Here is a 25,130-nt window from a genome sequence, read left to right as displayed (position 1 = left end):
ACGCCTTTTTTTAGGCGGTCAGCAAAGCATGAATGCCTACGATGATAAACACCACCGCAAGTCCAATCAGGTAAAGATTATCTTCCTGACGCTCGCGTTGATCATTGGATTCGAAAAAAGTGGCCGACGGAGTCGGCCCAATGTGGGGGTGAGAAAGTTTCGGGTTCATGGCAGTCCCTGTTGTCTGTGTTGGCAGGGAAATAATGCGCTGAGCTCGGGCGCATTCAGCGCGCCCAACTCGCCTTTTCTCGATCGATGCCTTCCAGATATACGAGGAACACGCCGTCATGTCCAAGTAGAATGCGATAAAAACTTCCGAACAGATGGAACGATGAGCTGTTGAACCCAACACGGAAATAATCCAACGTCAAAATGGAAAACTCTCGGCACCATAGTAGGTCCGAATTTATTCGGACAATAATTCGGAGGAACGATCGGCGTTATCTGTGCGAATGAATTCGCAACTACAAACAGGATTTGGCGAAAAGTTAAAGTCTGCTTTTGGTGCCGTTGACGGCAACGTGCTCATGTTGCTTCAAAAGGCTGAAAAGCGCAGAGGTAGGTCCGAATTCATTCGGACAATTATCAGGAGTGGCGCTCACCGTTATTTGTGCGAATAAATTCGCCCCTACGAACGGGATTTTGCGAAAAGTTAAAGTCCGCTTTGGTGCTGTTGACGGCAACATGCTCATGTTGCTTCAGAAGGCTGAGAAGCGCGGAGGTAGGTCCGAATTCATTCGGACAATCATCAGGAGTGGCGCTCATTATTATTTGTGCGAATGAATTCGCACCTACTTGCTTACCTTTGCGAACGGGTTGAAATTGGTTTGGGTGTCGTAGACATCAATATGCTCATGGCGTTTCAGAAAGCCGACGAGCTTGTAGGTGAACGGTGTCATCAAGGCTTCCCAGAGCACCTTCAACAAATAGTTGCTGACCATCACCGTCAACAGCAGCTCATTACTCCAGAGCCCATAAAACGCAATTGAGTAGAACAACAGCGAATCAACACCTTGGCCGGCAATGGTTGAGCCAATCGTACGGACAAATAGCAAGCGTCCCGTCATCCAGACTTTGATTTTCGCCATCACGTAAGCATTTACAAACTCCCCGGCCCAAAACGCGATCAAACTTGCCAAGGCGATACGCCAAGTGGTGCCAAATACCGTTTGTAAAGCAGCCTGATCTGCCCAGCCAGGTGCTGGCGGAAACGCCAGCACGACTTGACTCATAATGGTGGCAAACGCCAACGCAGCGAAGCCGGTCCACACGACGCGACGAGCACGCGCGTAACCGTACACCTCGGTCAACACGTCGCCGAAAATATACGAAAACGGAAAGAACAGCACGCCAGCGCCGAAGGTGTAGCCGGCCACTTCCGCGATCTTGGCCGGGCCAATCAGATTCGAGCAAAGCAATACCGTGACAAAACCCACCATGACATAGGAAAAATACTTGTATGGTTGATTGGTGGTAATCGAAACCGGAATGGCCTGCTCGTTCATGGCGTTTTACTCGTCGTTGTTATCGTTATCATCCGGCATATCGAGTACCGCTTGCGATTCGCTGCCGGGCAAGGCTTCTACGCCTTTCAGCTTGCGTGAGATGGCACGGCTGCGTACTTCGGCACTATCGATGGTGTTGACCGTTTCTTGCAGTTTCTTCTTGGTTTTTGCCAGCACATCACCAAACTTGGTGAACTCGGTTTTTACGGCGCCCAGCACTTGCCAGACTTCGCTGGAGCGCTTTTCAATGGCCAGGGTTTTAAAGCCCATCTGCAGCGAATTCAACATCGCTGCCAACGTTGTCGGGCCAGCAATCGTTACGCGATGTTCGCGTTGCAACCATTCGGCGAGTCCCGCCCGACGCAGCGCTTCGGCGTACAAGCCTTCGGTCGGCAAATACAGCACGGCAAAATCGGTGGTATGTGGAGGATTCAAGTATTTTTCCCGAATGGTTTTTGCTTCCAGTTTCAGGCGCGATTCCAGCAATTTCCCTGCTTCTTCAATGGCTGGCAAATCGGCGCGCTCCTGAGCATCGAGCAGGCGTTGATAATCTTCAATCGGAAACTTGGCATCAATCGGTAAGTACACTGGCGTATCGTCGTGACGGCCCGGCAACTTGATCGCGTACTCGACTCGCTCTGAGGATTTGGCGCCGGTTGCAATATTCGCTTCGAATTGCTCCGGTGCCAGAATTTGTTCCAGCAACGCGCCGAGTTGCACCTCACCCCAGGTGCCGCGCGCTTTAACGTTGGTCAGCACGCGTTTCAAGTCACCAACGCCGGTGGCTAGTTGCTGCATTTCGCCGAGGCCTTTGTGCACTTGCTCCAGCCGCTCGCTGACCAGCTTGAACGAATCCCCCAGGCGCTTTTCCAAAGTTGCGTGCAATTTTTCATCGACAGTAGCACGCATCTGTTCGAGTTTTTGATTATTGTCGGCTTGCAGCGTCGACAATTGCTTCTCGACTGTCGTGCGCACTTGCTCCAGCTTTTGTTCGGAACTGACACCTAGAGCTTTCAGCGTTTCGGTCAATTCGGTGCGGAAACGGGCGAAGGCGTGATCGAGCTTATCGCGGCCTTCCCGATCGGCAATCGTCGCTTTTTCCAATTGCTGGCCAACGGTTTCGCGCAGGTGTTCAAAGCGCTGATTGAGCTCGCTCTGCAACGTTGCCAGTTGTTGAAACGTCGCTTGCGCATGCTGATTCTGATTGTCTTGCGCGGCGCGGGCATGGCGTTCAATGTTGTCGGCGAGTTCTTTGCGCTGATGTTGATTGTTGCGCTCCATTTCCTGACGCCAATGTTCTTTCAACTCGCGCAGTTGCTCGCTGAGGGCCTGGGTCTGTTCGCGCATCGCGACGGAGTTGTCCTGGCGGCGTTGCTGCCACAGTAACAACACGCTGAGCGCCGCAAGGGCAATCAACACCAACAGCAAAATCGTGGTCAGGGGCATGAACGGGCCTTTTGAATCGAGGAATGGCGGTATTGTGCCGATCATTATCGGCGCAGGCGAGCGCAGGGTCTGCGCCCGCGTTAAGATCGCGGCTGAGGTGATAGCGGTCCATGACGCGAAAAAAACATAACCCCTGGTTCAATTTCAAACAATTCCGGGTCGAGCAGCACCAGGCCGGCATGCGGGTAACGACCCATGCCTGTTTATTTGGCGCATTGGTCGAAGCAGGCACCGCCAGGCGTCTGCTCGATATCGGTACCGGCACCGGCTTGTTGGCCTTGATGCTGGCGCAGCGTTTTGCCGTGCATATCGATGCCGTCGAATGCGACGAAGGTGCGCTGGCCGACGCCATCAACAACTTCGCACGCAGCCCTTGGGCGCAACGCCTGCATTTGCATGCGGCGCGCTTTCAGGACTTTGTCGAACGCTGCCCACAGCGCTATGACTGCATCGTCAGCAATCCACCGTTTTTTTCTGCTTCGATGGCGGCGGATCATGCAGCGCGTCATTTGGCCCGTCATGACGATGCGCTACCGCTCACTGAGCTATTGACCGGGGCCGAGCGCTTGCTCAGCGAACGCGGCCAGCTATGGTTATTGTTACCCGACAGCGCCGAAGCACGTTTGCGGGCAGCAATGGACGACACCGGCTTGCATCTTCAGCAACGAATTGGCTTGCGCAACCTGCCGCACAAGCCGGTCGACCGGCTGATTTTCCAGCTTGGCCAGCAAGCGCAAGCGCTGCAGCAACGTGAACTGGTGATTTATCAGCCATACCCCAACTACAGCGAAGTCTGCCATCGTTTGTTGCAGCCGTATTACGCCTCCTTGTGATCTGCCGTTTTTGCTTTGGAATTCCACCACTTACCGCTATCCTTTACGGGATTTTGGGCCACGAATAACAACCAGGAGGGACGTATGAAGTTTCTGAAATATGCCTTGATCACCGTGGTGGTGCTGATGGTGGCACTGGCTGGCATTGGCTTTTTGTTGCCATCCAGCGTGCAGGTCGAGCGCAGTGTCGTGATCAATGCCAGCCCGGAGCAGGTATTCAACAAGCTCAACGATCTGCAGCAGTTCAATGAATGGTCGCCGTGGTATGGCATGGACCCGAAAGCCCAGTACAGCTACGAAGGCCCGGCCACCGGTGCGGGCGCCAAGATGATCTGGAAAAGTGAAGACCCGAATGTCGGTGCCGGTTCACAGGAAATCGTTGAGTCGACGCCGTACACACTGATTCGGGCCCGGCTGGAATTTGTCGGTCAGGGCGGCGCCGATGCCGAATATCGGTTGAAAGCCGTTGAGCAGGGCACCGAAGTCACCTGGGCGTTCAGTACCGATTTTGGCAACGATGTGGTCGGTCGTTGGTTTGGCTTTTTATTGTTCGATCAGATGATCGGCGCCGATTACGAAAAGGGCTTGAATCAACTGAAAGCCACGTTGGAAAAGTAAGTTCGTCACAGCGGGCGAGCCACCATCGCCCGCTTTTTATTTCTGCCATGTACAGATGGCAGTAGCAAGGTTTCAGGAGTGCTTCATCGATGCGTTGGCGTACGCTATTAGGCGCAGTCATCAGCCTGGGGTTGTTGGCGTTTGCGTTGCAGTTTTTGTTCAAAATCGCCCAGCGCTATCGTTACGAAGACATTGTCGAACACCTGCATAATCTGCCTTGGTGGCAGGTGGGTATCGCGCTTGGCTTGACGGCCACCAGTTACATTCTGCTGACCGGTTATGACGCGCTGGCGCTGGTTTACCTGAAACGAAAACTGCCTTATCACCGCACCGCACTTGCATCGTTTGTCGGTTACACCTTCAGCCATAATCTCGGCTTTGCGCTCGTTACCGGCTCCAGCGTTCGTTACCGTTTGTATTCGCTGTGGGGTTTGAATACCGGCGAAATCGCCCAGCTCGTCATGTTCTGCAGCATCACGTTTTTCTTGGGCCTTTTTTTCGCCGGTGGTTTGGCCGTGGTCATTTCACCACCAGCGCTGCCACCGGGAATCGACCTGCCGCCTTGGGTGTTGAACTCGCTCGGCTGGGTCGCGCTGGCTACGGCAATGTCGTATTTCCTGATTCCGGTTTTTTGGCGCAAGCCGATTGTGCTGCGCGGTGTTGAAATTCGTTCACCCGGCTTTCGTATTTCAGTCTTGCAATACCTGATTGCCGGTCTCGACTGGGTGCTCGCTGCCGGCGTGCTTTATGCGCTGCTGCCGCCGGAAACGCGGCCGGATTTTCTGCAAGTGCTGCCGATTTTCATGGCCGGCAATATCCTCGGCGTCATGCTGCACGTGCCGGGCGGCATCGGCATCTTCGAAGGCGTCGTGACGTTCTTGTTGAAAGATCACATCCCGGAGCCGCAAATTCTCGGCGCCTTGATTGCCTATCGCGTTGCTTACTATGTGCTGCCATTTATCACCGCGCTGCTGTTGTTCGGTGGTCACGAACTGTTGCAGTTGATGAAACGGGCGCATGACCGGGTGCAGCCGGAAGCCCGCGGCTTTTTGGCGACCATGCTCGGGTTTGCCGTATTCGCCTGCGGCGCTATTGTGTTGTTCTCGGTAGCAACACCGACAAAGCTTGACCGGCTGGTCGCGATTGCCGAAGTCGTACCGCTGTGGCTGCTGGAAACCACCCATTTTCTCGCTGCGCTTGGTGCCTTGTTACTGATTCTGCTGGCCCGCAGTCTGGTCCGGCAAAGCCAGAACGCGTTTAAAGCGGCGCTATGGCTGTTGCCGTTCACGGCATTGCTGGCCTTCACCAAAGGTATGCAGTTGCTGGTGTTGTTGCCGCTGGTGCTGGTCTGGTTGGCATTGATGCCAAGCGGCGTGCATTTCCACCGCCAGCGCTCGGTGATTCGCTCGCCATTTTCCACCGGTTGGCTGATGGCGATCAGCTCGGTGGTGCTGATCAGTCTCTGGCTGACATATTTTTCCTACCGGGAAATCCCGACTGGTATCGAGCCGTTTACCCAGATCGCACTGATGAACGAAAAAGCCCGCAGCTGGCGCTCGCTGCTGTCAATTCCATTGGCGATCATCATCGTTGCGCTGGTGCGTGTGTTCCGCTCGCCAGTACGGCAAACGGTACCGGCACCGAACAGCGGCCAGCTCGATCACATGCTGGAACGCAGTCGAACCGCGTTGGCGCAACTTTCCCGGCTCGGTGACAAACGCTTTATCTGTAATCCGGACTACACTGCATTTGTCATGTATGTCGCCAATGGTCGCAGCCTGATTGCGCTGGGCGATCCGGTCGGCGATGAACCGGAACACCTGGAACTGCTCTGGCAATTCCGTGAGCGCGCTGACCACGTTCGGCGCCGACCAGTGATTTTCATGGCAAGGCCGGAAAAGCTTTCGACCTATTACGAGCTGAACCTGGTGCCGCACAAGCTGGGTCAGGAAGCGGTGGTTGATCTGGCTATGCTCGACGATCACATTTCGCTGGAGCTGGCCGAGCAGCACAAGCAGGTGTTCGCCCAAGGCTTCCGGATTGAAGTGCTGAGCGCCGATAAAGTCGCGGCCTGTTTGCCGGAAATGAAAGCCATTTCCGATCGCTGGATGGCGGCGCGCGAATTGGAAGAGCAGGGTTTTGTGTTGGGCCAGTTTGACGCCAACTACCTGATGCAATTGCCGCACGCGATGCTGTATTGGCAAGACAAGCTGGTTGGTTTCGCCAGCCTGATGTGCAGCGGTGACCAGCGTGAAATGGCCGTGGATTTACTGCGTCATGAAAGTGACTTGCCGGAAGGCTGGCTGGTCAGTTTTTACATCGCGCTGTTCCGCTGGGCCAGTGCCGAAGGCTACCAACGCTTCTGCTTTGGCTTGGCGCCGGTCACCGACTGGAGCGATCACCCGCTGGCGGCGCTGTGGAGCAAAATCGGTCACACGCTGATGCGGCACGCGCGCCATGTCGAACAACCGGACGCGGTACGCGAATTCAAGGAAAAATTCCGTCCGGTCTGGGAAGACCGTTACTTGATTACCTCGAGCACAGCACCGCTACCGCAAGTGCTGGCCGATGTCAGTGAATTGATGTCACGTGAACCATTGAAGCAGGAAACGTAACGCCACGGGTAGTTCGTCGTGGCGTGCATATTGTTAAGGAGCTCGCCATGTTGGAACAATACGACTCACTGAAAACCTTTGTTGAACAACGCATCGCCTTTGTCGCCCGCAGCGCGCTAAGCCTGGAAGAAGCCAAACCCGGCTTTGCCCGCTGCCGGATGCCGCTGGCCAATAACGAAAACCATATGCACAGCATGTACGCCGGCGCTCAGTTCACGCTGGCCGATATCACCGGCGGCGTGCTGGCGCTGGTTTCTTTTGATCGCGAACGCTTTTACCCAACGCTGAAAGATTTGCATATCGAATTTAAACAACCGGCCCGTTCGGATTTGACCTGTACGATGCGTATAGATGAGGAAAGTCTGAAGCAGCTGCGAGAACAAGCCGACCGTGATGGTAAAGCTAAATTTCAACTGCATGGTGAACTATGCAACAACAACGGAGAAGTGGTTGCTGTCGCCAAAGGCGAGTTTCAGGTTAGAGCGCTGAATCGCTAAGTCACCAGGAGGTTGGGGCGCGCTGTCCAACTTCCTGGCTTAATACTAAAATGCAAAAAAATCCGCGCAGGTTGGATACGGTGTAACTATAACGCGGTCACTTTGTTATGAACGTAGTCGCTATACATGCCCGCGAAATCCTTATGTTGCGTCGCCGTCGTATGCCCCATTCCTTTGGCAATAAATAGCTGTTTTACACTGGACTGTGATTGATCAAACAGCCTTTGCGAAAGTGCGACAGGCGTTATGTTATCTTGATCGCCAACGACGACCAACAGTGGCGCCTTATGATGTTGCACTACTGCAATATTATCGACCACACGCAAGGCATCGCTGACTTCCACCGATATAAAAGGTTTGGCATACCAAGGCACCAAGGTGCGCGCCCATTCATCAACATTGGTGGTTGAACCCTCCAATACCAATCCATCAAGTTCGCGGTTCTTGGCGACATGGCCCGCTTCAAAACTACCGAGTGAAATGCCATGAACGATCAGCTTTCCTTGTACCTCGGTTCGCACAAAATCGAAATTCTCCAGGGCATCGGCTAACGCTAATGTGGTAGTTGGCTTGCCAGAGCTATAGCCATAACCACGCCGATCAAACATATACAGATTGACGTTCGCTTTGGTCAGGCGTTTGATGACACCAGCCGCACCTGACGGAATATCAAACATATTGCCACCGAAGTACAACACGGTTGCTTTGTTATTAGGGTGGACAACCGAGATGCCATAGCGTTGGCTACCGTCGCCGCGAGCGGATTTAAACTCGCGCAATTGATAGCCTTCAGGCAGCGCCTCTTCAATCAAACCTGAATGGTTTGGTTTAAAAACCGCCGACTCGTCAACTTTCAACGTTGTACAACTTGCCAGGAGCACTAGCGCCAGAGCGCCAAATATTGGTTTTATCATCTGAATCTCTTCCTTAAATCCACAGCGCAACTCATTTTGCCTTTAGCGCCAATCGCCGTCGACTGGCTTATGCAGTGCCAGTTGCTTTTGGCTCTAACGCTGAAATTTACGGGACTTCTACAGCGTTTACTATATGGCTAGAAATAATTTTTGTTGGGTGTGCACTAAGTAACCTACGGGCCTCTTGAAAACAAGAAACTCATTAGTCGTGACGGTTGCGCTTTAGTCTTCAGCCCTTCCTAAGCTCTCATTGAAGTTTGTCTGCAGCAAACCCTCGAACCCACTTAACCATATCCTCGACATCGTCCTTACGAAATTTATCAAAGTGTCCGTGGTCTGCGTTATTCCTGATGTCTGCTAAAGCTGTAATTCGTTTCTGAGTAAGTTTGTTATAGATCTCGGCTTTTGCGAGGTCAGCATTCAATCTATCCAGTTTTGTTTTCTCTGGAACATGAATCCCATGCATCTCACATAGTTTACGAAGCACATCTTCAAGAACTGCACCTATCAGCGAGGCCGCTGGAACATGGTAACCATTTGCAAGTAAGTGTTCGGCTTGCTCAACAAAGTCACCCAGTAGGTCCGCAGCAATTAATGCCTTCATATCAAATAAAAGTCCGTTCTCGAAATCGCTTGCCGCGGCCTGTAGAATGCCTAAGCAATGTGTAAAATAGTAAGAGGTTGTGGAAGTGTGATTGTTCTCGGCTAAATCTTTCAGAGCAGCATAGTGATCGCTATTAGCGCCACATGCTCTTCGTACTAGGTTAATCGCGGAAGTACGGAATCGCATGTAGTCCAGCTCGGAAGATGAACGGGTAGTCTCCTTTCCGTTCCAACCAGCCAATCCTAGCAGTTCTTCCCCTTGCCTCAATAAGGTATTGAATTGAGTTTGTATTAGTTCTTTTGTGTCCATATTTTCCGACTTCCGATTTAACTGAATACCAAATAGTGCTTTCTCGTTCTACTCAATCCCAACTCAGATTAAACCCAACCATATTCAAGTAATGCTGTTCCTGCTCCAGATCGGCGCGGACCAGACTATGCTCCTCCAGCCAACCATCAGGGAAATGCAGTTGCATATCATCCTGGTAAACGTCGATGTCAATTTCTGGTAGCGGGTCGGGTGTGCGGCGATGATGGAGCAGTACCGACAAGCGCAGTAAGCGCGCCAAGCGTTTGGCTTTTTCGCGCAGGTTTTTTGGCAGCTTATTGAATTCTTCTACCGCAAATTTGCGACGATGGACGCGCACCAGAATGGCTAACAGTACTTTTTCTTGCTGACTGAAGCCGTCGATATCGCTATGGCTAAGGATATAGGCGCCGTGTTTGTGCATTTGGCCGTAGGAAATGACCAAGCCGATTTCGTGCACCAGTGCCGACCAATTCAACAGCGCGTGCAGTTCTGGATCGTCCAATGCCCAGCTTTCGGCAACGCGCTGGTAAAAGTCTTCGCAGGTTTCGCGCACCAACTCGGCTTGTGCTTTATCGAGCTGATGGCGGGTAACGAGGCCCCAGATGCTGCGCTCGCGGACATCCATATCGGTGAAGCGGCCAACCAATTCGTAGAGCAGGCCTTCACGCAGTGCGGCATCGGTGGCGCGCATTTCGATGATGCCGAGAATTTCAAAACAACTGAGCAGAATGGCAAGACCCGGCGCAAATATCGAGCGGCGGTCTTCGGTTAAACCTGGCAAGCTGAGTTCACTGGCATTTTTTGCCATCAGCACCAAATCACGGAGTTGATATAAACGGCTTAAACTGATGACGCCGTCTTCATGTCCGAGCGCGCGCAGCACATCACTGATGCAGACAATGGTGCCGCTGGAGCCGATGCTGGCTTTCCAGCCGATATGGCGGTATTGCTGCTCGATGGTTTGCAGCTCCAGGTAGCACTGGGTTTGTGCTTCCTTGAATCGGCTTTTGCTGATTTGCCCGTCTTCGAAGAACTTGCCGGCGAACGCGACGCAGCCCATTTGCAATGAGCTTAAAATTTCTGGGGTAAAACCGGTGCCGACAATGATTTCGGTGGAGCCGCCGCCGATATCGACAATCAGGCGTCGCTCTTTCTCGGCGGTGGTGTGCGCAACACCGGCGTAAATCAGACGCGCTTCTTCTTTTCCGGCGATGACTTCAATCGGAAAGCCCAAGGCTTGACTGCCGAGCTGTAAGAACGTGCTGGCATTTTTCGCTTTGCGCAGGGTGTTGGTGCCAACCGCGCGCACAGCGGTTGGTGGCATACCTTTCAGGCGCTGACCGAACATTTGCAGGCAGGAAACGCCGCGCATGATCGCTTCATCGGACAACACATCGTCTTCATAAAGCCCGGCGGCCAATTGCACGCGCTCTTTCAAGCGGCCAATGGTCAGCAGGCCGCCATCGATCACTTTCGCAATGGTCATGTGAAACGAGTTGGAACCCAGATCAACGGCCGCGACAACGTCATGTTGTGGCGGCCATTCCTGCAAGCTGCGTTTCGGCATGCGTGGTTTCCGTTTTTTTAACGACGACGTGGACCGCGCCGCTGACCACCGCCACCGGTGTTACGGCGATGCGCGCGTTGTTCGCGATGAGCCGGGCTGCGTGGAATCATGTGCTTTGGTGAAACGGGTTCTCGCAGCAGATCCGGCGTGATCGGCTCAACCGGAATTTTGTGGCCGATGTAGTCTTCAATCGCCGGCAGGTTCATTGCCGTTTTCTCCGAAGCAAAACTGATGGCATCACCTTCTCTGCCGGCGCGAGCGGTACGGCCAATGCGATGCACGTAATCTTCGGCATCATCGGGCAGATCGACGTTGAAGACGTGGCTGACGCCTTCGATATGCAAACCGCGAGCGGCTACATCGGTGCAGACCAGCACGGCGAGTTCGCCAGCTTTCAATTGCTCCAGCAACGCGATGCGTTTTTTCTGCGGCACGTCGCCGGTCAGCAAGCCAGCATTCAAACCATAAGCGGCCAAATGCGCCCAGACGTCTTCGCTGCCGTGACGGGTATTCAGGAATACAATCGCGCGCTCGGGTTTCAGCGTGTCGAACAAACCAAGCAACAACGGAATGCGTTCTTCGTAGGATGGCAAGAACATACGCTCGCGAATTTTGCCGGCGGTCATTTGGTCCGGCTCGACGCGGATATGTTCGGCGTCATTCATGTGCTCGTAGGCAAGTTCCAGCACGCGCTGTGAGAACGTCGCTGAGAACAGCATGTTCAGGCGATCGTGCGGCGGTGGCATTTTGCGCAGCAGGTAACGGATGTCGGCGATGAAACCCAGGTCGAACATGCGGTCGGCTTCGTCGAGAATGACAACGTCGATGGCCTCTAAACCGTAGCAACCCTGTTTGTAATAATCGATCAAGCGACCAGTGGTGCCGATCAAGACATCGACGCCTTGCTCGATGTTGCGCCGCTGTTCTTCATAACCGGCGCCACCGTACACCACAGCGAGTTTCAGACCCGTGTGTTTGGCGAGTTTCAAACCGTCGTTATAAATCTGAATCGCCAGTTCACGCGTAGGAGCCATGATTAACACGCGTGGTTCGTTCGGGCGGCGGCCTTCGATTTCCGGCAGCGTCAGCAGGTCATGAAACGCCGCCAGCAGAAACGCCGCCGTTTTGCCGGTGCCGGTCTGGGCCTGGCCGGCGATGTCTTTGCCCTGCATCAGCAGCGGCAGCGTTTGTGCTTGGATGGGTGTGCATTGCTGGTAACCCAGTTCGTTCAATGCCTTGATTAGATTGGGGTGCAGCCCCATATCAGTGAAACGTATATCGGTTAGATGTGTACTCATGCTGTCCTGTCATGGGTCGCTGGGCTTGCCAAGTCGACGCCGATTGCTTTCAAATAGCGGTTTAATTCAATCACCGGACGCTCATTTTTCCTGTGGTGGCCGGTTCGGAGTATGCCATGAGCTCAAATATTACCTATTTAACCGACGATAGCTTTGAAGCCGAAGTCCTGAAGGCGGATGGCCCGGTCCTGGTCGACTACTGGGCCGAATGGTGTGGCCCTTGCCGTATGATCGCGCCAATTCTGGACGAGATCTCTGGCGAATACGCCGGTAAGCTCAAGGTCGCCAAGCTTAACATCGACGAGAACCCGGCAACAGCGCCGAAATATGGCATTCGCGGCATCCCGACGCTGATGCTGTTCAAGAACGGTCAGGTCGCCGCGACCAAAGTCGGTGCGCTGTCGAAGTCGCAACTGACGGCATTCATCGACAGCAATATCTGATGAATTTTTGAGCATAACGGCCGCCGATCGCGGCCGTTATGCTTTACAGCCCGTTCAATGAGTGCTAATTTGACTCATGGCGGCCATTCCTCGTCCCGCCAGTCGAATCACTCCCAAACATTATTCGTTATCAACATCAGGCCATCAGCGCCTCATCGATTGAGTCCAATCCGTCTTGTCTACACAGCAGCAACCCATGAATCTGACCGAATTAAAGAAAAAATCCGCCCAAGAACTTTCTGATATCGCCCAGTCCTACGACCTTGAAGGCACCGCGCGCCAGCGCAAACAGGACATCATTTTCGCGATTCTGAAAAACCACGCGAAAAACGGCGAGCCGATTTACGGCGATGGCGTACTGGAAATTCTGCCCGATGGTTTCGGCTTCCTGCGTTCCTCGGATGGCTCTTACCTCGCTGGCCCTGATGACATTTATGTGTCGCCATCGCAAATCCGCCGGTTCAACCTGCATACCGGTGACACTGTAGCCGGGCAAATTCGCCCGCCAAAAGATTCCGAACGTTATTTCGCGTTGCTGAAAGTTGACCACATCAACTTCGACAAGCCGGAAAACGCCAAAAACAAAATTCTGTTTGAAAACCTGACTCCGCTGCACCCGAAAGAGCGTTTGCGTCTGGAGCGTGGTAACGGTTCGACCGAGGACATGACTGCACGTGTCATCGACTTGTGCGCGCCGATTGGCAAAGGCCAACGCGGCTTGATCGTGGCGCCGCCGAAAGCCGGTAAAACCATGATGCTGCAGAACATTGCCCACTCAATTACCGCCAATCACCCGGACTGCACGCTGATCGTCTTGCTGATCGACGAGCGCCCTGAGGAAGTCACCGAAATGCAGCGCTCGGTGCGCGGCGAAGTGGTCGCCTCAACGTTCGATGAACCGGCACCGCGTCACGTCCAGGTCGCCGAGATGGTCATTGAAAAAGCCAAACGCCTGGTTGAGCACAAAAAAGACGTGGTCATTCTGCTCGACTCGATTACCCGATTGGCCCGTGCTTACAACACCGTTATTCCTTCATCGGGCAAAGTATTGACCGGTGGTGTCGATGCCAACGCGCTGCAAAAACCGAAACGCTTTTTCGGTGCCGCCCGTAACATTGAAGAAGGCGGCAGTCTGACCATTATCGCCACCGCGTTGATCGAAACCGGCTCGAAAATGGACGACGTCATTTACGAAGAATTCAAAGGCACCGGCAACATGGAACTGCACCTCGAGCGCAAAATCGCTGAGCGTCGCGTGTTCCCGGCGATTCACTTCAACCGCTCGGGTACTCGCCGCGAGGAGTTGATCACGTCGCCAGCTGAATTGCAGAAGATGTGGATTCTGCGCAAGATTCTGGCGCCGATGCAGGAAATCGAAGGCATGGAATTCCTGGTCGACAAGCTCAGCCTGACCAAGACCAATGACGAATTCTTCGAGATGATGAAGCGTCAATGATCTTCACGCTGCACAACAAAAGGCCGAGAATGTTCGGCCTTTTTTGTTTTTCACCTCCCTGTGAAAAACCCTGCGGGCTTACGCGAAAAAGTGCTCCTGGCACTTTTTTGTTCTTCCGTTTTAGTCGAAACTGATGCCAGAAAGACGCTCTGATTGAGGTCGATAACAATGAAATACCACGACTTGCGAGATTTCATCGCCCTGCTGGAACAGCGCGGCTTGCTGAAACGCATTCAAACCGAAGTCGATGCCCATCTGGAAATGACCGAGATTTCCGATCGGGTGCTGCGTGCTGGTGGCCCGGCGCTATTGTTCGAAAACGTCAAAGGCCATTCGATGCCGGTACTGACCAATTTGTTTGGCACCACCGAGCGGGTCGCGCTCGGCATGGGCCAGGACAGCATCGAGCGCTTGCGCGAAGTCGGTGAAACGCTGGCATTTTTACGTCAGCCGGAACCACCAAAAGGGATTCGCGAAGCCTGGGGACAATTACCGGTTTGGAAACAGGTGTTGAATCTGTCGCCGCGTACGGTGCGCAGTGCTCCTTGCCAAGAGATTGTTCTCGAAGGTGATGCCGTCGATTTAAGTAACATCCCGGTGCAAACCTGCTGGCCTGGCGATGCCGGTCCGTTGATCACCTGGGGTTTGGTGATCACTCAAGGGCCGCACAAACCGCGCCAGAATCTCGGTATTTATCGCCAGCAAGTGATCGGCAAAAATAAAGTCATCATGCGCTGGCTCGCGCATCGCGGCGGCGCGCTCGATTTTCTCGAATACCAGAAAGCCAATCCCGGTAAACCGTTTCCGGTTTGTGTCGCGCTTGGTGCCGACCCGGCGACGATTCTTGGTGCCGTGACACCGGTGCCGGACAACTTAAGTGAATACGGTTTCGCCGGTTTATTGCGTGGCGAAAAGACCGATGTCGTCAAAGCCCTCGGTAGCGAGCTGCAGATCCCGGCGTCTGCCGAAATCGTGCTTGAAGGCGTAATTCATCCGAACGAAATGGCGGCAGAAGGGCCGTTTGGCGACCACACCGGTTATTACAACGAAGTCGAACAGTTTCCGGTGTTCACGATAGAACGCATTACGATGCGTAAAGATCCGATATACCACTCGACGTACACTGGCAGGCCGCCGGATGAACCAGCAATCCTCGGTGTCGCGTTGAATGAAGTATTTGTGCCTATCTTGCGCAAGCAATTTCCGGAGATCGTTGATTTCTATCTGCCACCGGAAGGCTGTTCGTATCGAATGGCGGTCGTGACGATGAAAAAGCAATACGCCGGTCACGCCAAGCGGGTGATGATGGGCGTATGGAGTTTTCTGCGCCAGTTCATGTACACCAAATTCATTATCGTCACCGACGACGATATCGATGCCCGCAACTGGGAAGACGTTATGTGGGCGCTGACCACGCGCGTCGATCCATCGCGCGATACGCTGCTGGTCGACAACACGCCAATCGATTACCTGGATTTTGCTTCGCCAGTATCCGGTCTTGGTTCGAAGATGGGTATCGATGCCACTAATAAGTGGCCGGGTGAAACCACCCGTGAATGGGGTGAACCGATTCGGATGCGCGAGGACGTCAAGCAGCGTGTTGATGCCATCTGGAATCAGCTTGGTTTATAAGCCGCAATGAGCGATGGTTTTGTTCTCGCGGTTGGTAACCAGCAGGTCGCTTGCGATCGTTCGCTAACGCTGCTCGAAAACATCCACCGCGCCGGTTTCCGTGCTCTGAGCGCCTGCCGCAATGCCGCTTGCGGCATCTGTCGCGCCAAAATCCGGCGCGGTAACGTACACTATAAGCAGGAGCCACGCGGTTTGTCCGAAGCGGAACGCGTGCACGGCTTCTGTTTGCCTTGCGCTGGTTTCAGTGACGCGGATCTGGAATTGGAATGGGCGGGTTTGCAATCGAAGGATGTCGTAGACGTGCGAAAAATCAGTTGTCAGGTGCAGTCCGTTACGCCGCTGAACACCGATACCTATTTGGTCAGTCTGGTGCCGGCGGATGGCTCGCAGCCGCAGTACGCCGCTGGCCAGTATTTGCAATTGATCATGCCCGATGGTTCGCCGCGTTCCTTTTCGATTGCCAGTGCCCCCGAGTCGCAGCTGATTGATGTGCATATCAAAGTCATTCCCGGTCATGAACGAGCACAGCAAGTCATCGATCATGTGCAGCGTCGGCAAGTGGTTACGGTTGAACTGCCATTCGGTGAATGCCATCTGCCGGACAATGAACATCCACTACTGATGATTGCTGGTGGTACCGGCTTTGCACCAATGAAGTCGCTGATCGAATCGTCACTGGCGCGACATGAAGCCCGAGACATGTGGTTGTACTGGGGTGCTGCCAATAAGAGCCAGTTGTATTGGCATGAGCAGATGTTGGCACTGAGCACGCAACATTTACGACTGCATTATGTGCCGGTGTTGGCGATGGCCGATGAAGGCTGGTACGGCGCCACCGGCTTTCCGCATTTGAAGGCCGCTGACGATCACGGCGATTTTTCCGCGTTCGAAGTATTCTGCAGTGGTTCCGAAGGCATGGCCCGGGCGGTGTACGCGTTCATGCAAGCCAAGGAAGTGCCGGATCATCGCTTTCATTCCGACTGGATTGATATCTTGCGCAACCAAGGGGCGCTCTGATCGTTTGATTGCCAAGTCAGACTACGCAATCGTACAAGAATCGATTTCGAGCTAATTCAATGCGCTCCCTTCTTTGTTGCATAATGCCCAAAGAAGGGAGCAAAGCTATTACTTCCGAAACAAACGCCACAAAAAGAACAGCGCCGTTACGCTGAAAAACACCAGCATCCAGGCACCCATCGACAGGCCCAACAGGGTCCAGTCGACTTCGGCACAGGCGCCGCTGCCTTTGAACAGCTCGCTGAGCACTTCACTGGTGCTGAATACTTCCATCATGTAATCGAGGCTGGGGCCGCAGGCCGGCACTTCATCTTTCGGCAGGCTTTGCAGCCAGACCTGGCGGCCGGCTGCGACAATACCGAGCACCGCTGAAGCCAGGCCTAGGCCATTGAATACCCGGTTCAATAGCGTCGCGGGTTTGGCGTTGGTGACCGCCAGCAGCAATGCGAATACGCCGATCAGGAACACGGCCAGGCGTTGAACGATACAAAGCGGGCAGGGCTGCAGGCCTTCGACGTACTGAAAATAGTAAGCGGCGACCAGCAATTCATGACAAACAAAGGCAAGTAACCAGTTCAGGGTACGACTGTGCATGGCGAATATCTTACAAGTAATAGCGTCAATGGCCCGCCACTGTAGCGGCAAATGTCGCGTCTGCAAATCTTTGGACAAATGCTACAAATGAAAGATACCAATCGGAGCGGTGACATCCAATCCGTTTTGACTGGTTTCGTTTGCGGGAGTGGGCGGTTTCCCGACTGAGCATTTCCGAAAGCCGGCAGGCGGATGCCTGTCCTGCGTCAGTCCACGGTGCCGGAAGCACCGGAACAGGCCGCAGGCATTTTGCGTAAGGCTTTCCCCAACGGTGGCACCGAAGGAGGATCCAATGGTTCTGCCCAAACCTGTCTACGAGTCCATTCCCTACGCCTATCTAGTGGCTGGGGTGTTGACCTTTCTGTTGATCGAATCGGCTGGCCGTTATTTGCCGGCGGTATTTTTCGTCGCCGCGGCGTTGATGATATTTCAGCTCAGGCACAGCTACCGACAAAACCAGGCTGAACAGGACGAAGCGAAAGCTCGTCGAATGCGCAAGCTGGCGCGTCGTTTGAATACGGATTGATCGAGCAGCGAAGTCCCCTCCGCGCTTTCCGCTTGCCAACGGGTGTTCGATAAAAGTTGAACGATGGTTCGAAGAAAATGCGGTAACTTCAATCGCGGTCCACACTTTTTCTCAGGCAAGAAAAAAGCCCCTTATTGAGGGGCTTTCAATTTTTCCAGTCTGCAGGGCCCAGTGTCCTCTGAGCTTCTTTGTGTGCGCTAGCGGTGACTTTATATCATCGTGAAAATTCACAGGCAAACACTTTTTTACATGTTTTTTACAGGCCTGTTTGTGATTTCCACTCTGCTGCAATGCATCACCATCAGCGCTTTTTCATCGCTTCTGTAAGCAAGGCACCAAAGCCACCAACCGACGCCGGCTTTTCCTGACGCTGGCGCGGCGCCTGGCCGCTAGGACGCGTGTCCCGTTTGGCTTGCGCACCACCGGTTGCGCCAATATTGCTCAGCGCATCACTGCGCATCGACAGCGCAATACGCTGGCGCTGGACATCGACCTCCATGACGGTGACGTTGACGATGTCGCCGGCTTTCACCACTTCACGCGGATCTTTGACGAAGCGATCAGCAAGCTGGGAAATGTGCACCAGACCATCCTGATGGACGCCGACATCAACGAAGGCACCAAAGTCCGTGACGTTGGTGACCGTGCCTTCCAGTTGCATACCGATTTTCAAATCGGAAACTTTCTCGACGCCTTCGCGGAAGGTCGCGGTTTTGAATTCACCGCGCGGATCGCGTCCGGGCTTTTCCAGTTCGGCGATGATATCGGTGACCGTTGGCGCACCGAATTTTTCATCGGTGTAATCGGCGACTTTCAAACCGCGCAGGAAGCTGACGTTGCCCATCAATTCCTTGATTGAGGATTTCTGATTTTTCTGCAGAATCTTTTCGACCACCGGATAGGCTTCCGGGTGCACCGCTGAAGCGTCGAGAGGATTGTCGCCACCGACGATGCGCAGGAAGCCCGCCGCTTGCTCGTACGTTTTCGCGCCAAGACGTTCAACCTGTAGCAAATCCTGACGTGATTTAAAACGGCCATTCTTGTCACGGAACGACACGATATTGGCAGCCAATGTCCGGTTCAAACCGGATACTTTCGCGAGCAATGGCACCGAGGCGGTATTGATATCAACGCCGACAGCGTTGACACAATCCTCAACTACGGCATCCAGTGTTTTGGCGAGCTGTGCTTGCGAGACATCGTGCTGATACTGACCCACACCAATTGATTTCGGTTCGATCTTGACGAGCTCAGCCAGCGGGTCTTGCAGACGGCGAGCAATCGACACGGCACCGCGATAGGAAACATCCAGATTCGGGAATTCCTGCGCGGCCAATTCCGATGCCGAGTAAACGGAGGCACCCGCTTCAGAGACGACCACTTTCGTTGCTTTGATTTCCGGCGCCGCTTTCAGTAAGTCAGCGACCAGTTTGTCGGTTTCGCGCGAAGCTGTGCCGTTACCGATACTGATCAAACCGACATTGAATTTGACGCAGAGCATATGCAGCATTTTCAGTGAGTTGGTCCACTCGTTTTGCGGCGCATGCGGGAAAATCGTGACGTTATGCAACAGCTTGCCGGTATCATCGACGACGACGGCTTTGACGCCGGTACGCAAGCCCGGATCAAGGCCCATGGTGGTTTTTGAACCAGCCGGCGCCGCCATCAACAAGTCCCGCAAATTGGCGGCGAATACACGAATGGCATCGGCTTCGGCGCGCTCGCGCAAATCGTTAAATATTTCGGTTTCAAAACGGGTCGCGAGTTTGATGCGCCAGGTCCACTGCGCCATCTGCATCAGCCAGCCATCGGCAGCACGGCCTTTGTCTTCAACGCCGAGGTGTTTGGCGACCTGCATTTCCAGCGCGGTATCGGCGCGCTCGCCTTCCGGCACTTCATGTGGCACCAAGGTCAGCGTCAACACGCCTTCGTTGCGACCACGGAACATGGCCAGTGCACGATGCGATGGCACTTTTTCAATCGCTTCGGCAAACTCGAAATAGTCGCGGAATTTCGCGCCTTCGTTTTCCTTGCCTTCGACCACTTTCGATTTGATCAGCGCGTGCTGTTTCAGGAAGGCGCGCAGTTTGGCCAGCAAGCTCGCGTCGTCAGCAAAGCGTTCCATCAGAATGAAACGTGCACCTTCCAATGCCGCTGCCACATCGGCGACACCTTTGTCAGCATCGACGTAGTCGGCAGCGGCGGTTTCCGGAGACAGATTCGGATCGGCAAACAGTGCATCGGCCAGTGGTTCCAAGCCAGCTTCAATGGCAATCTGGCCTTTGGTGCGGCGCTTCGGTTTGTACGGCAGGTATAAATCTTCCAGCTCGGTTTTGCTCAGCACGTTCTGGATTTGATTTTCCAGTTCCGGCGTCAGCTTGCCCTGATCGCCGATGCTTTTCAGAATCGCGCCACGGCGATCTTCCAGTTCGCGCAAATAATTCAGGCGCTCATCAAGATTACGCAGATCGGTATCGGTCAGGCCGCCGGTCACTTCTTTCCGGTAACGGGAAATAAACGGCACCGTCGCGCCTTCGTCGAGCAGGGTAATGGCGGCATTGACCTGTTGTGGCCGTACATTCAGTTCCGTCGCGATCAGACGAGCGATATCAAGCATGGGTCAAACAATCCTGATTGATGAAAAATTCGTCACTTGTCAGTGACACAAAGGCATGCGGAAAATCCGGAGCGGGCCGGATTATAGGACGATCACTGCATCAGTATCAGTCTTGACTTCTCGATTCCGTGAACGGTGGGATTCAGGCACTCGGTCGGCGATCTTTCTTCAGACGCACGTACAGCGTTCGATGCACACGTGCGACAACAGTGCCCTGAGCATCGACGATATCGATATGGAATTCCGGCAGGTGCTTGTCGCCGGTAGCGGTGGCGTCGCGTATCGCCTGGATCTGGCCTTCCGACAATCTGAAATGGGCGCTGACGACACCGGAGGCCGCAGTCAGGTAGTCGATGCTGGCGGTCTTGTCCCAGACCCAGTAATCGCGGCCGAGATTGCGCATCAGCATCAGCATGTAGAACGGGTCGGTCATTGCGTACAGCGAACCGCCGAAATGGGTACCGACGTAATTGCGTTTCCAGCGCGGCGCTTTCAGGTCGACGATGACGTGACGAAAATCCGGGCTGACGCTGCGCACCTTGATGCCGGCACCGCGAAACGGCGACCAAATATTCAGCAGGATGCGAAACCAGCGGTGATTCAGGTGCATGGGTAGTGGCTCCAATCAGATCGGACCAGATCATAAACGATGCGCCATGGCGTTGGCGACCTGCTGGCACAGCCATCACAATTTGTAACGACAAGCGGGTTCATATCAGCGAAAATTCGGTCAAGATAGCCGCCATTGGCCTATGCAGTGAGGGAACCATCGATGAACCAGACACAAGAAGAAACCCCGAAAATCCTGATTGTTGATGACGACATGCGCCTGCGGGCGCTGTTGGAGCGTTACTTGAAGGAACAAGGCTTCCATACCCGCGCGGTGCCCGATGGCGAGCAGATGGACAAGCAGTTGCAGCGCGAGAACTACCATTTGATGGTGCTCGATTTGATGCTGCCCGGTGAAGACGGCCTGTCGATTTGCCGCCGCCTGCGCGGTGCTGGCAACAAGATCCCGATCATCATGCTGACCGCCAAGGGCGATGAAGTCGACCGTATTGTCGGCCTCGAACTCGGTGCCGATGATTACATTGCCAAGCCATTCAACCCGCGTGAATTGCTGGCCCGGGTCAAAGCCGTGTTGCGCCGGCAAACGAAAGAAATCCCTGGCGCCCCGACTGGCGAGGAAGTGGTTGTCACCTTTGGCGAGTTTGCGCTGAATCTCGGCACCCGCGAGCTGCTGAAAAACGGCGAGCCGACGGCGCTGACCAGCGGCGAATTCGCGGTATTGAAAGCGCTGGTCCAGCACCCGCGGCAACCGCTGTCGCGTGACAAGCTGATGAACTTGGCCCGTGGTCGCGATTACTCGGCGTTGGAGCGTTCGATTGACGTGCAGGTGTCGCGTCTGCGCCGGATGATTGAAGTCGATCCACAGCGCCCGCGTTACATCCAGACCGTCTGGGGCGTTGGTTATGTGTTCGTGCCGGATGGCGGCGCTGCATGAGGTTTTTGCCGCGCGGCACGTTCGGTCGCATTGCGTTGCTGATTGGCGCGCTGCTGCTGATCAATCAGTTTATTTCCTATTACTCGGTGTCGATTTACATCGTGCAGCCGTTTGTGCGGCAGATCATGCACGCGGTGGCGATGCAGGTGCGGGTCGAGAACATGGGCGGCAGCATGAAGCTGAGCCCGGAAATCAGCGAGCGCTACCAGCAAGTTACCAATATCGAAGCGTACAATGAAAAAACGGCGCTGGAAAAAGGTCTGCAAGACGCCAAGGTTTACAACACCTTATCCGACGAAATCAATTTGTATCTTGATGGCCCATTCCGTTCGGAAGTGCGCGTTGAAGAGCATGATGGTTTGTATCTCTGGGTGCGTTCGCCGTATGTCAAAGATCGCTGGTTACGCATTCCGTTGCCGCAGTTTGAAAACCTTTATCCGTCTCCGCTGATTGTTTATCTATCGGCGATCACGATTCTGTCGCTGATTGGCGGCTGGGCGTTTGCCAGGCAGATTTCCCGGCCATTGCGTCGTCTGGAATTTGCGGCGCGCGAACTGGGCCGTGGCGACACGCCGGGACAATTGGTGGAAACCGGTACCGAAGAAATGGTCGCGGTGACACGCGCCTTCAACCAGATGGCGCGCAACGTTCATCAATTGGAACAAGACCGGACGATGCTGCTGGCCGGCATTTCTCATGATTTGCGCACGCCACTGACCCGGATTCGCTTGTCCAGCGAATTTCTGCCTGACGATTACGAAGACATCCGCGAAGGCATTATCCGCGACACCGAAGACATGGACGAAATCATCGACCAATTCATTTCGTTTGTTCGCGATGGTCGTGATGAACATTCCGAACCGGGTGACTTGAATGCGCTGGTGCATGGTGCGGGTGAAGCCGCGGCGATCAATGAGTCCGATGTCCGTTTTGATCTGGCCGAAGATTTACCGCCGGTGCCGTTCAAAGCCCTGGCAATGAAGCGGATGGTACGTAATCTCGTGGAAAATGCACTGCGTTATGCTGGTGCACCGGTCACGGTACGCACCCGTGTTGAACAGAATTTTGTTGTACTGTCGGTGCTCGATAATGGTCCCGGTATCAAAGAGGTGGATATTCCACGCTTGTTCCAACCATTTACCCGTGGTGATTCAGCGCGTTCCGGTCGCGGTACCGGCTTGGGCTTGGCCATCGTCAAGCGCATTGCCGAAATGCATAAGGCGCGCATTTCCTTACACAACCGGCCGGAAGGCGGTTTGGAAGCGCGAGTGATGATTCCGTATTTCTGAGGTCCATATGGCCTCATCGAAGTAACAGCGAGTAAATGACGTATGCTCAGACCAACTCCACAGCGCATTATTTTAGGCGTTAGCGTTTTGCTGCTGGCTGGTGTAGCCAGCGCTGACGGTTTGGCCGATTTACAAAGCGCTCTACAAATCCTGCAAGCGCAAGAAAAAATTCAGGCGCAGGTGATCAGCGAGTTTGCCGAAACCCGCGACCCGGATGATCCGAAGCGCAGCGGCTTTGTGCGTTTTCAGTTGACCGATGATCACCATGGTCTGCAGGTACACTACGACCGTGAAACGCTGCGCAAGCTGGAACAAGAACGTCAGCTACGTACCCAGAATGAAGACGCCGATACACCAACATTGAATGCCTTATCGCGGTTGGATGCCATTGATTTGAACGCAATGGTCGCCGCGGCCGCCAATTTGCAACGCAGCTTGCAGCGAGCGGAATTTATCAGTGAACAACCACGACTGGTCGATGGTAAACCGGTGCGCACTTTGCGCTTTGCGCTGCCGCTGGAAGCCGTGCTGCAGGATAAGAAAACCCGCGGCTATGTCAGCAGCTTCGATGCCCATCTGGAAATCGATATCGATGAACGAGGCGTACCGCTGACCTTGCGCCGTCAGTATCACGGCAAAGGTCGCGCTTACCTGGTCATCAGCATCGAAGCTTATGGTCAGCAAACCGAGCGCTTTCAAGTGATCAATAATCGTTTGATCAGCATTCACAATCATTCCGAGTCCGGCTGGCGCTCAACCTTTGGCGATGGCAATACCGTTAGCCAACGCGCATTGACCGTTGCTACTGACAGTGAGTTGGCTATAACCGGTGTGGTTACACCATGACGCCGATCGTGTCACTGCGTTAGCTGCTTACTTGAACTTCAATCGTTACCGATAAAGACCGTTGAGCGATTGCGACCGGCGTGTTTCGATTCGTACAGTGCTTTATCGGATTGCTCAATCCAGTGTTTGGCATTTGGGCAACCGGTATCCAATTCGCTGATGCCCAAGCTGATGGTAAAGCGGATTTCCTTGTCTTCGTGTTGCACCGGCAGATTTTCCACCGTGGTGCGCAAGCGTTCAGCAAAAATTTTTGCCCCATCGGTATTGGTATCCGGCAGGATCACGCCGAATTCCTCACCGCCATAACGACCGCCAATGTCGGTGCTGCGCAAATTGTTGCGCAGTGTTTGCGCTACGGTTTGAATCACTTTGTCGCCGGCCTGGTGACCATAGGTGTCGTTGACTTTCTTGAAGTGATCGATATCGAACATGATCAAACTGGAAACGCCACCATAGCGTTTGAATCGGGCGAACTCCTTGTTCAGCATTTCCTCCCAGAAGCCACGGTTGTTCAGCTGCGTTAACCGGTCGGTGCGCGATAATGCTTGCAAGTTCAGGTTCGCGGCCTGGAGCTGACGTTTGTTACTGGCGACATCGGTAACATCGTAAATGATGATCGCGATATCTTCGACATCACCGGTCGCCGACACCAGCGGAATGATCGTGATGTTCTGAAACATATGATCTTCAATACCAGTAATCGGCTGATAGGTATTGAAGCGGATCAGATACGGGCGCTGCTCCCAAATCGTGAAGGTGCGATTGTTCAGCAGCGCCGCCGATTCCACCTTCGCTTTGAACCAATCGACCTGAATTTCCGGAAACAATTCCAACAGACTTTTGCCGATGACTTTCTCTGGCACCATGCCGGAATGGTTCTCCATAAAGCTGTTCCAGACTTTGATCCGGTATTTACGGTCGATCACGACCATGCCGACATCAATATGCTGGAGAATGTCGAACAGCCAATGCAGTTCCTTGATATCCGCCGCGCTCATGC

The 25,130-nt window shown here is 54.0% G+C and carries 23 protein-coding genes; 12 read left to right on the top strand and 11 right to left on the bottom strand.

Annotation, left to right across the window (positions count from 1 at the left end):
• Positions 1–10: 10 nt before the first annotated feature.
• The 3 genes from E2H98_RS08020 to rmuC form a co-directional block, all read right to left on the bottom strand.
• On the bottom strand, positions 11–169 hold the full coding sequence (locus E2H98_RS08020; protein WP_157591296.1) for a hypothetical protein: 159 nt from the start codon (positions 167–169) through the stop codon (positions 11–13).
• Between the two features lie 622 nt (positions 170–791).
• Positions 792–1,505, bottom strand: coding sequence for a queuosine precursor transporter (locus tag E2H98_RS08015; RefSeq protein ID WP_133588155.1), 714 nt, complete (start codon positions 1,503–1,505; stop codon positions 792–794).
• A 6-nt stretch (positions 1,506–1,511) separates the two neighbouring features.
• Positions 1,512–2,951, bottom strand: coding sequence for a DNA recombination protein RmuC (gene rmuC / locus E2H98_RS08010; protein ID WP_133588157.1), 1,440 nt, complete (start codon positions 2,949–2,951; stop codon positions 1,512–1,514).
• A gap of 110 nt (positions 2,952–3,061) precedes the next feature.
• On the opposite strand from rmuC, the gene E2H98_RS08005 reads away from it, so the two are divergent.
• The 4 genes from E2H98_RS08005 to E2H98_RS07990 all read left to right on the top strand — a co-directional run bounded on the left by E2H98_RS08005 (position 3,062) and on the right by E2H98_RS07990 (position 7,514).
• Positions 3,062–3,784: a tRNA1(Val) (adenine(37)-N6)-methyltransferase gene (locus E2H98_RS08005; RefSeq protein WP_133588159.1), complete on the top strand. Its 723-nt coding sequence runs from the start codon at positions 3,062–3,064 to the stop codon at positions 3,782–3,784.
• An 84-nt stretch (positions 3,785–3,868) separates the two neighbouring features.
• The gene (locus tag E2H98_RS08000; RefSeq protein ID WP_133588160.1) at positions 3,869–4,402 is read left to right on the top strand and encodes an SRPBCC family protein; all 534 of its coding nucleotides are present in this window, start codon (positions 3,869–3,871) and stop codon (positions 4,400–4,402) included.
• An 89-nt stretch (positions 4,403–4,491) separates the two neighbouring features.
• The gene (gene mprF / locus E2H98_RS07995; RefSeq protein ID WP_133588162.1) at positions 4,492–7,017 is read left to right on the top strand and encodes a bifunctional lysylphosphatidylglycerol flippase/synthetase MprF; all 2,526 of its coding nucleotides are present in this window, start codon (positions 4,492–4,494) and stop codon (positions 7,015–7,017) included.
• Between the two features lie 47 nt (positions 7,018–7,064).
• Positions 7,065–7,514, top strand: a complete 450-nt coding sequence (locus E2H98_RS07990; protein WP_133588164.1) for a PaaI family thioesterase — start codon at positions 7,065–7,067, stop codon at positions 7,512–7,514.
• 86 nt (positions 7,515–7,600) lie between these two features.
• Here E2H98_RS07990 and E2H98_RS07985 read toward each other — a convergent pair whose 3' ends face one another.
• The 4 genes from E2H98_RS07985 to rhlB form a co-directional block, all read right to left on the bottom strand.
• Positions 7,601–8,428 (bottom strand): alpha/beta hydrolase, encoded by an 828-nt coding sequence (locus tag E2H98_RS07985; protein WP_133588166.1) that lies wholly within the window; start codon positions 8,426–8,428, stop codon positions 7,601–7,603.
• A gap of 247 nt (positions 8,429–8,675) precedes the next feature.
• A complete protein-coding gene (locus E2H98_RS07980) occupies positions 8,676–9,341 on the bottom strand; it encodes a HEPN domain-containing protein (RefSeq protein ID WP_133588168.1) in 666 nt (221 codons plus the stop codon).
• 52 nt (positions 9,342–9,393) lie between these two features.
• A complete protein-coding gene (locus tag E2H98_RS07975; protein WP_133588170.1) occupies positions 9,394–10,908 on the bottom strand; it encodes a Ppx/GppA phosphatase family protein in 1,515 nt (504 codons plus the stop codon).
• A gap of 17 nt (positions 10,909–10,925) precedes the next feature.
• Entirely contained in the window at positions 10,926–12,206 is a 1,281-nt protein-coding gene (gene rhlB / locus E2H98_RS07970) for an ATP-dependent RNA helicase RhlB (protein WP_133588172.1), read from the bottom strand.
• Positions 12,207–12,322: 116 nt separating this feature from the next.
• Here rhlB and trxA point away from each other — a divergent pair, with 116 nt between their 5' ends.
• From trxA to E2H98_RS07950, 4 genes are all read left to right on the top strand, one after another.
• Positions 12,323–12,649, top strand: a complete 327-nt coding sequence (trxA, locus tag E2H98_RS07965; RefSeq protein ID WP_133588174.1) for a thioredoxin TrxA — start codon at positions 12,323–12,325, stop codon at positions 12,647–12,649.
• Positions 12,650–12,845: 196 nt separating this feature from the next.
• The gene (rho, locus tag E2H98_RS07960) at positions 12,846–14,105 is read left to right on the top strand and encodes a transcription termination factor Rho (protein WP_133588176.1); all 1,260 of its coding nucleotides are present in this window, start codon (positions 12,846–12,848) and stop codon (positions 14,103–14,105) included.
• 168 nt (positions 14,106–14,273) lie between these two features.
• The gene (ubiD, locus tag E2H98_RS07955) at positions 14,274–15,737 is read left to right on the top strand and encodes a 4-hydroxy-3-polyprenylbenzoate decarboxylase (protein WP_133588178.1); all 1,464 of its coding nucleotides are present in this window, start codon (positions 14,274–14,276) and stop codon (positions 15,735–15,737) included.
• A 6-nt stretch (positions 15,738–15,743) separates the two neighbouring features.
• Complete coding sequence (locus E2H98_RS07950; RefSeq protein ID WP_133588180.1) at positions 15,744–16,754, top strand: 2Fe-2S iron-sulfur cluster-binding protein; 1,011 nt, start codon at positions 15,744–15,746, stop codon at positions 16,752–16,754.
• A 108-nt stretch (positions 16,755–16,862) separates the two neighbouring features.
• Here E2H98_RS07950 and E2H98_RS07945 read toward each other — a convergent pair whose 3' ends face one another.
• The gene (locus tag E2H98_RS07945) at positions 16,863–17,348 is read right to left on the bottom strand and encodes a disulfide bond formation protein B (protein WP_133588182.1); all 486 of its coding nucleotides are present in this window, start codon (positions 17,346–17,348) and stop codon (positions 16,863–16,865) included.
• A gap of 292 nt (positions 17,349–17,640) precedes the next feature.
• Between E2H98_RS07945 and E2H98_RS07940 the strand changes: the two genes are divergently transcribed.
• Positions 17,641–17,874 (top strand): hypothetical protein, encoded by a 234-nt coding sequence (locus E2H98_RS07940; RefSeq protein ID WP_133588184.1) that lies wholly within the window; start codon positions 17,641–17,643, stop codon positions 17,872–17,874.
• A 301-nt stretch (positions 17,875–18,175) separates the two neighbouring features.
• Here the strand turns inward: E2H98_RS07940 and E2H98_RS07935 are convergent, their stop codons facing one another.
• Positions 18,176–20,491, bottom strand: a complete 2,316-nt coding sequence (locus tag E2H98_RS07935; protein WP_133588186.1) for a Tex family protein — start codon at positions 20,489–20,491, stop codon at positions 18,176–18,178.
• Between the two features lie 142 nt (positions 20,492–20,633).
• Positions 20,634–21,101 carry a DUF4442 domain-containing protein gene (locus tag E2H98_RS07930; protein ID WP_133588188.1) on the bottom strand — a complete coding sequence of 156 codons (468 nt, stop codon included), beginning with the start codon at positions 21,099–21,101 and terminating at the stop codon, positions 20,634–20,636.
• Positions 21,102–21,263: 162 nt separating this feature from the next.
• Here E2H98_RS07930 and ompR point away from each other — a divergent pair, with 162 nt between their 5' ends.
• The 3 genes from ompR to E2H98_RS07915 are packed head-to-tail and all read left to right on the top strand — an operon-like array spanning position 21,264 to position 24,130.
• Positions 21,264–21,995: an osmolarity response regulator transcription factor OmpR gene (gene ompR, locus E2H98_RS07925; protein ID WP_133588191.1), complete on the top strand. Its 732-nt coding sequence runs from the start codon at positions 21,264–21,266 to the stop codon at positions 21,993–21,995.
• On the top strand, positions 21,992–23,284 hold the full coding sequence (gene envZ / locus E2H98_RS07920; protein ID WP_133588193.1) for a two-component system sensor histidine kinase EnvZ: 1,293 nt from the start codon (positions 21,992–21,994) through the stop codon (positions 23,282–23,284). Before ompR ends, envZ begins: the two co-directional genes overlap by 4 nt.
• A 42-nt stretch (positions 23,285–23,326) precedes the next feature.
• The gene (locus tag E2H98_RS07915; RefSeq protein WP_133588195.1) at positions 23,327–24,130 is read left to right on the top strand and encodes a hypothetical protein; all 804 of its coding nucleotides are present in this window, start codon (positions 23,327–23,329) and stop codon (positions 24,128–24,130) included.
• A gap of 38 nt (positions 24,131–24,168) precedes the next feature.
• Here E2H98_RS07915 and E2H98_RS07910 read toward each other — a convergent pair whose 3' ends face one another.
• Positions 24,169–25,128 (bottom strand): sensor domain-containing diguanylate cyclase, encoded by a 960-nt coding sequence (locus E2H98_RS07910; RefSeq protein ID WP_133588197.1) that lies wholly within the window; start codon positions 25,126–25,128, stop codon positions 24,169–24,171.
• Between the last annotated feature and the right edge of the window lie 2 nt (positions 25,129–25,130).

Source organism: Permianibacter aggregans (genome assembly GCF_009756665.1).
Taxonomy (GTDB): Bacteria; Pseudomonadota; Gammaproteobacteria; order Enterobacterales; family Permianibacteraceae; genus Permianibacter; species Permianibacter aggregans.
Note: the sequence above shows the minus strand (reverse complement) of the source record. Positions and strands in the feature narration are given on the sequence as shown.

Bases quoted from the DNA above. Each gene is read 5' to 3' on its own strand.
- E2H98_RS07910 (WP_133588197.1), bottom strand. From the start codon at position 25,128: ATGAGCGCGGCGGATATCAAGGAACTGCATTGGCTGTTCGACATTCTC.
- E2H98_RS08005 (WP_133588159.1), top strand. From the start codon at position 3,062: ATGACGCGAAAAAAACATAACCCCTGGTTCAATTTCAAACAATTCCGG.
- E2H98_RS07975 (WP_133588170.1), bottom strand. From the start codon at position 10,908: ATGCCGAAACGCAGCTTGCAGGAATGGCCGCCACAACATGACGTTGTC.
- E2H98_RS08000 (WP_133588160.1), top strand. From the start codon at position 3,869: ATGAAGTTTCTGAAATATGCCTTGATCACCGTGGTGGTGCTGATGGTG.
- envZ (WP_133588193.1), top strand. From the start codon at position 21,992: ATGAGGTTTTTGCCGCGCGGCACGTTCGGTCGCATTGCGTTGCTGATT.
- mprF (WP_133588162.1), top strand. From the start codon at position 4,492: ATGCGTTGGCGTACGCTATTAGGCGCAGTCATCAGCCTGGGGTTGTTG.
- E2H98_RS08015 (WP_133588155.1), bottom strand. From the start codon at position 1,505: ATGAACGAGCAGGCCATTCCGGTTTCGATTACCACCAATCAACCATAC.
- E2H98_RS07940 (WP_133588184.1), top strand. From the start codon at position 17,641: ATGGTTCTGCCCAAACCTGTCTACGAGTCCATTCCCTACGCCTATCTA.
- rmuC (WP_133588157.1), bottom strand. From the start codon at position 2,951: ATGCCCCTGACCACGATTTTGCTGTTGGTGTTGATTGCCCTTGCGGCG.
- rho (WP_133588176.1), top strand. From the start codon at position 12,846: ATGAATCTGACCGAATTAAAGAAAAAATCCGCCCAAGAACTTTCTGAT.
- E2H98_RS07945 (WP_133588182.1), bottom strand. From the start codon at position 17,348: ATGCACAGTCGTACCCTGAACTGGTTACTTGCCTTTGTTTGTCATGAA.
- E2H98_RS07950 (WP_133588180.1), top strand. From the start codon at position 15,744: ATGAGCGATGGTTTTGTTCTCGCGGTTGGTAACCAGCAGGTCGCTTGC.
- E2H98_RS07985 (WP_133588166.1), bottom strand. From the start codon at position 8,428: ATGATAAAACCAATATTTGGCGCTCTGGCGCTAGTGCTCCTGGCAAGT.
- rhlB (WP_133588172.1), bottom strand. From the start codon at position 12,206: ATGAGTACACATCTAACCGATATACGTTTCACTGATATGGGGCTGCAC.
- E2H98_RS07990 (WP_133588164.1), top strand. From the start codon at position 7,065: ATGTTGGAACAATACGACTCACTGAAAACCTTTGTTGAACAACGCATC.
- E2H98_RS07935 (WP_133588186.1), bottom strand. From the start codon at position 20,491: ATGCTTGATATCGCTCGTCTGATCGCGACGGAACTGAATGTACGGCCA.
- E2H98_RS07930 (WP_133588188.1), bottom strand. From the start codon at position 21,101: ATGCACCTGAATCACCGCTGGTTTCGCATCCTGCTGAATATTTGGTCG.
- ubiD (WP_133588178.1), top strand. From the start codon at position 14,274: ATGAAATACCACGACTTGCGAGATTTCATCGCCCTGCTGGAACAGCGC.
- E2H98_RS07980 (WP_133588168.1), bottom strand. From the start codon at position 9,341: ATGGACACAAAAGAACTAATACAAACTCAATTCAATACCTTATTGAGG.
- trxA (WP_133588174.1), top strand. From the start codon at position 12,323: ATGAGCTCAAATATTACCTATTTAACCGACGATAGCTTTGAAGCCGAA.
- E2H98_RS08020 (WP_157591296.1), bottom strand. From the start codon at position 169: ATGAACCCGAAACTTTCTCACCCCCACATTGGGCCGACTCCGTCGGCC.
- E2H98_RS07915 (WP_133588195.1), top strand. From the start codon at position 23,327: ATGCTCAGACCAACTCCACAGCGCATTATTTTAGGCGTTAGCGTTTTG.
- ompR (WP_133588191.1), top strand. From the start codon at position 21,264: ATGAACCAGACACAAGAAGAAACCCCGAAAATCCTGATTGTTGATGAC.